This window comes from Paraperlucidibaca sp. (assembly GCF_982810325.1).
Map to the genome: position 1 here is coordinate 1 of NZ_CEYEMI010000035.1, position 5,711 is coordinate 5,711.

A 5,711-nucleotide genomic window follows, 5' to 3' on the forward strand; every position below is an offset into this window, starting at 1 on the left:
TATGGCCACTGCAGGGCTCGGCGAATGAGCGGAGATAGCACTTTAATCCCTCAACAATGCTCGATGACTCAGCGATGGCCTGGCCAAAATCATCACTTGCACTGGAAGCATAAGCCTCCAGTGCCTCAGCAAACAAACCACCTTTGCTGCCGAAAGTGGCGTAAATACTGCCTGGGCGCATATCAAGAGCCTCCTCGATATGCTTCATCGATGAGGCGTAATAACCCCTCGACCAAAACAGCTCAACGGCCTTATTGAGTGCTACTTGGCGATCAAAGCTAGCTTTTCTCGACATCCTAATCTCTCACATGAAGGGTTTACATGCAGTTATCTACATGGATATTGAACGATCGCTCAATAATAGCTTGACTGAGCCTGATGATGCAATTAAGGTTGAATTCTTAATTGAACGATCACTCAAAAAGGATACTCCCTATGAACGCTTTTACTTTACACGATCAAAACAGCGCACCCGAAGCAGCCAAGCCACTACTTGAGAAGTCACAAAAAGCCTTTGGCATGATTCCAGGCCTGCATGCGGTAATGGCTGAAGCCCCCAGCTTGCTCGATGGCTATCAAGTTCTACATAATTTGTTTGCTAGCTGCAGCTTCAACGCCGATGAAAAAACAGTGGTTTGGCAAACGATTAATGTTGAGCATGCTTGCCATTATTGCGTTCCTGCGCATACAGGCATCGCCAAATCAATGAAAGTCTCCGATGAGATTAGCAACGCACTGCGTGATGAGACCCCCCTCCCTACTGCCAAGCTGGAAGCGTTACGCGACTTTACACTTGCAATGGTGCGTCAACGCGGTGAGATGGAGCCCAAGCAGCTTGAGGGCTTCTACTCAGCAGGGTTTAATCAACAAAACGTACTAGAAGTAATTCTTGGACTTAGCCAAAAAGTCATGAGCAACTACACCAATCACATTGCTCAGACTCCTGTAGATGATGCATTCAAGCAATTCACCTGGAATAAAGCACTTAACGCCCCTAGCCAGTAATAAAATAAGCCCTATAAGCATCAGGAGTAAAAAATGTCCAACACCACAAACGTACTTAAGATAGACATTGTTTCTGATGTGGTTTGCCCTTGGTGCATCATCGGCTATCGGCAGCTGGAGCAAGCGTTAAAGGCAGCGGGTACAGCATATGAAATTAATTGGCACCCGTTCGAGTTGAACCCAAATATGCCGGAGGAAGGTCAGAACTTACGCCAACATGTGGCAGAGAAATACGGGGTAAGCAAGGAGCAATCAGAGCAAAGCCGAAACAGCATGGCCGCGGCTGGGGCCAGCGTTGGCTTCGAGTTTCGCTTTACCGACGACATGCGCATGCATAACACCTTCAATTTGCATCAACTCCTGCATTGGGCCAACCAACAAGGAGCCATGCACGACTTAAAACAGGCTCTTTTTGCCGCTCACTTTACATACTCTCGGGATATATCAGACCACAACACGCTGGCTGATATAGCCGCAGAAGTTGGTCTTGAGCGGAATGAAGCGCTAGCCATACTGGAAAGTCAGAGCTTTTCGGCAGCTGTACGAGATGCCGAAAATGGATGGGTTGAAAAAGGCATTAGTGGCGTACCAGCAATCATATTTAATGACCGCCATCTCGTCACTGGAGCACAAGGCGTCGAAAACTATACACGTATCTTGCAACAACTGGCTGAAGCATAAACTCCAGAAGTTGAGCTTCAACTTAGGCTTGTAGTAAAAGCATAGCTAATGATACTTGGATAAAGGCAGTCGCTCGATGCACGCAATTAAACAGTTCTTTAATACGAGATCCGCCATTCTTAAAAGAGCTGTGATTGTCGCTCTTATCGTCGGGAGCATTCTAAACGTAGTCAATCAATGGGATTACTTTTGGGCAGCGGCTCCCCTTGACTGGCTACATTTTATCGCCAACTTTATGGTGCCGTTTTGCGTTTCTTACTACTCCGGAGCCAGCGCTCAAAAACGCTAGCTCCGCGCTTAACTTTCGCTTTCCCTGACAAGCTAACTCTCTGATTGCGTTAACTTGTTATCTATTAAGGACTAAGTGGACTTAGGCCCTGCCCGCGATAAACCACAGTCTCGTTATCAACTCTTACCTCACTATCCCAAAGGTATGACAAATGAGGATGTGCGCTGCGCAATACCTTAAGAGCCTCTTTATCACCGCGCAGATGCCAATCCATCCAAGCAAGTGAATAACGCCCAGCTATTTCAAAGCCCCAGCTTGGTGTTGGAAATAGCGGATAATTAGTGTGTTGGGCGTGCGTAGCAGCCTCGGTGATGATGAACGCGCGATCGCCACTTAGTTTCTCATATACCGGGCGAACTACTTCGGGGTTAAAAAAGGGTATCGGGGCGACCGGACCATCATGATCACCCGTTTGAATCATCACAGGGATTGGATTGGCATCAAAAGGAGCGGACTGCTCACTAATTGGCGCACCGGCTACAACAGCATGAATTCGTGGCTCAACCGCCTGCAAGCCTAAAGCAGCTATCGCGCCCATGCTGTGGCCCACTACTCCCACGCGACTCTTATCAAGAACCGACTTCACTGGCGAGCTCTCAAACAACCAAGTTAAAGCATCCTGTGCCTCTTCGATATTATTTCCAGGATCACCTTCAGCCTCGTTATCAGACAACCCTTGTCCGCTAAAATCAAAGGCAAATACTAAATAGCCTGCATCAGCAAATACCTGATGCCACCATCGATATACGGCCGTATTGGTCATTAATCCTTCGAGCGCAATAATGACAGGAAAAGGCCCCGCTGAAGGCGGTACCGTTCCGCGCTGTGGCAATACAATCTCACCATAAAGGCGTGTGCCATAGCGATTTGTGAACTCAACAGGTACCAGCTCGACTTTATCGTTATATGCTGGATGGCCAAAGCCATGGTAAATGCTATCGACCCGAGAGCCGCCTTGAAGCTGCGCCAAAAGCGCTCGAAGATGAAAGGATAAAAGCGCAGGATCAGTAATGTCGTTAACTGTCATACCAATAGCAATTGGGTCAACTATCCCCACCAATGCTTCACTGGGCAGAGCTGCAGCTAGCGCATCTATATTTGAAATAACCGACTCAAGCATCAGAGGTGCTTCAGGTGGGTCTTGACCCGGCCTATGTGCAGGCCACTCATTTTTCACTAAAGCAGCGGACTCAGACGACTCATTAATGCCTGAGTCATTAGTAGAGCCGCCGCAAGCGGTTAGAGCCAAAATCAATATCGTTGATAGCAGCGTGGCTATCGCCAAGCGAAAAGATTGCATGCGCGTTGCTTCTTATATTTTTTATTGCTCACATAGTGTCCGACATCAAAGGATCTGACAAGTTAAGTTGTCAGTACTCTTTTGGCTGCACTCCGGTATTCGCGTGGCGTACAGCCCTGCCATTGCCGAAAAGCCAATGTAAAACTACGACGCTCAGTGAAGCCCAACTTTAGAGCAATAGTGTCTATATCTAAGTTAGGGTTGCGCAACATATTGACAGCATGCTCATGTCTAATGCGCCGCAGCAGCATCGAATAACTGCTACCAGCGAAGCTTAGTTGGCGCTGTAGAGCTCTAGGATGCATATTCATTGCCCGCGCAAGACCTGCTAAGCCAGCGCTGAATAAGCTCAAGTGTTGTCTAAATAAATAGTCTATCTGCATGGTCAATGGTGGAGCTAAACCATCACCCAGAAGATGTTGACGGATGGTTTCCTCAGCACTTTTATGCGCATGCGGCAGGCTGCCCGGAAGAATGCCATCTAATAATTGGTTATCGCCAAACATGGTATTGGCATCGCTATGAAAGCCAACTGGGCATCGAAAATATGTCTCGTAAAGCGCTGGGTCGGAGGTAGGAGCATGCTTGAACGTTACTCTCCTCGCACCCACCATATTTGGCGCGATCTGAGCACTGAGATGAGCAACGATTGCCATCATTAGCTCTACTAATAGCGGGTGATCTATAAGCCTAGGATCCTCAGAGTCAACACGGGGATGCAGACTGATTGCTGAGCCATGATCTTCAATATCAAAGCGTAATTCAGGATGCACCAGAACAGGCACCCATTCTAACAATGCGTTCAGCTGACGCAGGCTGTGGGCACTAACAAGAAAGGCAGAAACTGCCGGCATAGCATCAAAGTTAAAGGCCTCAGCCAGTGCAAAAATGAAACGACCGCGACTGGCTCGAGTCTCAAGCTGCTCAAGCAGGCTCGCAAGTAGCGGCAAGGGTAACGGCTCCGGCCGCCCCTCTTGAGCATGAATGCCCAACGCCAAACTGGCCAATACCGCATTAAGATTACTGCCAGAGCGCGCTGAGGCAGTCGTTAAAATACTTAAGAACTCAAGTCCAATATAGTGCTTCACTCTGTCGCCATTTAATCCTTATTTGTCACGATATTATCCCTTTTTCTTGCTGACGACACATATGATGACATCAGACACTGCTTAGCTTTACTTGGAGATCACCCATGGCTCGTCCTCAGTACAAAGAAAAAATTGTCGTGCGTAAAGGCTTAGACTTTGGCTTAGATTCCGAAGACATTCCTCGCTACTGGATGGCTGGTGACGCATTAAAAACTCGCGTATTCGATGCCGTCCAATCGACTTTTCCTGATGGCGAGCGTTATTTCATTTCAGCCGTACGCGCCTTTCGTGATCGCATCCAAGACCCTCAGCTCCTACAAGAGGTTAAGGACTTCACCATGCAAGAGGGCCAGCATGGGCAAGTACACACTATTTTCAATGAGCGCTTACGCCGCCAAGGCATCAACATCGATGCATTCACACGACACACGCGTGAGATTACCGAGCGACGCCTAAAGCAGCTGTCACCTGAATACAATGTGGCAATGACTGCCGCGCTCGAGCACTTCACAGCGATGATGGCGGACTTATTTTTTGCTGAAAAAGAGATGTTGGCTGGGGCTGATCCACACGTCCGTGCGATGTTTGCTTGGCATGCCATTGAAGAAATGGAGCACAAAGCAGTGGCCTTCGATGTCATGCAGCGCATAGCGAATGTCGGCTATGCCACACGCGTGACCGCCATGACGCATGCAACGATCATGTTTTCGCTATACACCGTGGTGGCACCGTGGTTCATGCTGGGCATGGATGGCTATAGTGTGACCGAGCGCATTAAGCTCTATCGCAAAGGTGCAGGTTGGCTGCTAGGCCCACGCAAAGGCATATTGGGGCGATTACTGCCGATGATAGCCAGCTATTACCGCCCAAACTTTCACCCTAATGATCTGCCCTCAGTACACAACTACTCGACATGGTTAAGTGCTTTTAACTCAAATCAAAATGCCATTGCTGCGGCAGAAGAAATGTATCTTGGGGCAACTGCTTGAATTAGTAGCGCTAGTAGCCTGGACGATATTTGTGGATATGGATGTACGCAACCATATCCCCGCCATGGTTGCCGCCAATATGAAACCAGACTCTACTGCTCCCGTTTCAGTACAAATGGCCAGCCCATGCTGCGAAGGCCTGGCACATCAAGCACTGTCATGCCCAGCCACTCATTTGGCGACATTTCGCGAAACTCATCGCGTACAAAGCGCCAGGGCCATGGCGCCTCACTGCCATAAGCGCAGACTAGCGCAGGTTGGCCATCGAGCAGCGAAGGCATCACGGTCACTTGCATGAGCAAGCGCTCATCGCCTGAGGCCAAGACATTAATCGCTGAGGTATTAGACAGGAAGCGTTT

The 5,711-nt window shown here is 48.7% G+C and carries 7 protein-coding genes; 3 read left to right on the forward strand and 4 right to left on the reverse strand.

Annotation, left to right across the window (positions count from 1 at the left end):
- The coding region (locus tag AC3DKE_RS09820; RefSeq protein WP_487990572.1) for a TetR/AcrR family transcriptional regulator at window positions 1–295 on the reverse strand (295 nt) is incomplete at its 3' end.
- A 140-nt stretch (window positions 296–435) separates the two neighbouring features.
- On the opposite strand from AC3DKE_RS09820, the gene AC3DKE_RS09825 reads away from it, so the two are divergent.
- Both AC3DKE_RS09825 and AC3DKE_RS09830 read left to right on the forward strand, forming a co-directional pair.
- Window positions 436–1,005: a carboxymuconolactone decarboxylase family protein gene (locus AC3DKE_RS09825; protein WP_484217390.1), complete on the forward strand. Its 570-nt coding sequence runs from the start codon at window positions 436–438 to the stop codon at window positions 1,003–1,005.
- A gap of 33 nt (window positions 1,006–1,038) precedes the next feature.
- A complete protein-coding gene (locus tag AC3DKE_RS09830) occupies window positions 1,039–1,686 on the forward strand; it encodes a DsbA family oxidoreductase (protein WP_487990573.1) in 648 nt (215 codons plus the stop codon).
- Window positions 1,687–2,039: 353 nt separating this feature from the next.
- Here the strand turns inward: AC3DKE_RS09830 and AC3DKE_RS09835 are convergent, their stop codons facing one another.
- Together AC3DKE_RS09835 and AC3DKE_RS09840 are read right to left on the reverse strand one after the other, a co-directional pair.
- The gene (locus AC3DKE_RS09835) at window positions 2,040–3,275 is read right to left on the reverse strand and encodes an alpha/beta hydrolase family protein (protein WP_487990574.1); all 1,236 of its coding nucleotides are present in this window, start codon (window positions 3,273–3,275) and stop codon (window positions 2,040–2,042) included.
- 62 nt (window positions 3,276–3,337) lie between these two features.
- Window positions 3,338–4,363 carry a helix-turn-helix transcriptional regulator gene (locus AC3DKE_RS09840; protein WP_340675294.1) on the reverse strand — a complete coding sequence of 342 codons (1,026 nt, stop codon included), beginning with the start codon at window positions 4,361–4,363 and terminating at the stop codon, window positions 3,338–3,340.
- 104 nt (window positions 4,364–4,467) lie between these two features.
- Between AC3DKE_RS09840 and AC3DKE_RS09845 the strand changes: the two genes are divergently transcribed.
- Entirely contained in the window at window positions 4,468–5,352 is an 885-nt protein-coding gene (locus AC3DKE_RS09845) for a metal-dependent hydrolase (protein ID WP_487990575.1), read from the forward strand.
- A gap of 92 nt (window positions 5,353–5,444) precedes the next feature.
- On the opposite strand, the gene AC3DKE_RS09850 is transcribed toward AC3DKE_RS09845, so the two are convergent.
- Window positions 5,445–5,711: hypothetical protein (locus tag AC3DKE_RS09850; RefSeq protein ID WP_487990576.1), on the reverse strand; the 267-nt coding region annotated here is incomplete at its 5' end.

Coding starts and splice junctions, on each gene's coding strand:
- AC3DKE_RS09825 (WP_484217390.1), top strand. CDS start 436: ATGAACGCTTTTACTTTACACGATCAAAACAGCGCACCCGAAGCAGCC.
- AC3DKE_RS09830 (WP_487990573.1), top strand. CDS start 1,039: ATGTCCAACACCACAAACGTACTTAAGATAGACATTGTTTCTGATGTG.
- AC3DKE_RS09835 (WP_487990574.1), bottom strand. CDS start 3,275: ATGCAATCTTTTCGCTTGGCGATAGCCACGCTGCTATCAACGATATTG.
- AC3DKE_RS09845 (WP_487990575.1), top strand. CDS start 4,468: ATGGCTCGTCCTCAGTACAAAGAAAAAATTGTCGTGCGTAAAGGCTTA.